Below are 1,030 nucleotides of genomic sequence, written 5' to 3'. Positions count from 1 at the left end.
CTTCAAAGCACATTGCGAGTATCACGACCTTCAGCATCGTTATAGCTTCACTTTTGATAGATTGGAGAGTGATATGATGATCTTTTGTGAATGGTTGGTGGAGGGGGTTAATCTAATATATTAGCGGGATATAAGTTTTGGCTGTGGCATTTGGGCGAGCGAAGCGAGGAGTTCATGGAACCTTACCTCTAGCGATCTTTTTAATTAATATTCCAAGAACTTTTTGATCGTATCAACTGTTGACCTTGAAGCTTCATATTTCACCTTATCACCTATTTTCATCTTGTTGAAGTCTTCCTTGCTTACAAAGTATGCTAAGGCTTCTCCTTTATCGATACCATTGATTGGATCTCTGGAATCTAATCTTATGGAGACAAGGTATTTGATATCAGAATACTCGCTCTTCATTTCATCTTCCAACGATTTACTAATAAAAGCGTTGTTATCTTTTTTGGAAAAGAATTCTTCGTAACTCTTATCTTTTAGTAAAATCCATGATCTGTTGTCAATCATCCTATTAACCAAGATAGTATATGATGTATCTCCCTTTAGCCCCGTTATCACTTTATGGTCGACAGTGCCTTCGACAATAATAGGGGATGAGGCAGATTTATAAACTAACGAACATGCTATGACTACTACGAGAATCAGAATACTGAAATGTAATCTCTTATTTTTCATCATGATTTATCACTCCTTTCCTTTTTATGCGAAGTTTCACCTCTCATTTTGTCACAAGTTTTAGTGTTTTACTTATGTTTATCTTCTCGTATCCATATTTCTCGTCCCATCCCTGAGGACCAAGGTCATCACAGCCTTTGATTATAATTTCTCTTATTTCATCCGGGGTTAGGTTCGGATTTTCGCTCATTATAAGAGCTACCAATCCCACAACCTGAGGGGCAGCTAGTGATGTTCCACATCCTTTAGCTCCTTTTCTTCATACCACCATTCATTATGCTCATTTACACCACCAACTGCTATAACTTCATCGAAAATTGCATTTGCTGTATTCTTCAGAATTATCTCT

General features: G+C 37.2%; 1 protein-coding gene and 1 pseudogene. Both read right to left on the bottom strand.

Annotated elements, in window-relative coordinates; translation table 11 throughout:
* Positions 1-204 precede the first annotated feature (204 nt).
* Entirely contained in the window at positions 205-684 is a 480-nt protein-coding gene (locus J7J01_09280; protein MCD6211055.1) for a hypothetical protein, read from the bottom strand.
* A 40-nt stretch (positions 685-724) separates the two neighbouring features.
* Positions 725-919, bottom strand: a pseudogene (locus J7J01_09275) (S8 family serine peptidase).
* Positions 920-1,030: the final 111 nt, after the last annotated feature.

It is taken from the genome of Methanophagales archaeon, from assembly GCA_021159465.1.
GTDB lineage: Archaea > Halobacteriota > Syntropharchaeia > Alkanophagales > Methanospirareceae > G60ANME1.
This window is presented reverse-complemented; position numbering and strand designations above follow the sequence as displayed.

Bases quoted from the DNA above. Each gene is read 5' to 3' on its own strand.
- J7J01_09280 (MCD6211055.1), bottom strand. From the start codon at position 684: ATGATGAAAAATAAGAGATTACATTTCAGTATTCTGATTCTCGTAGTA.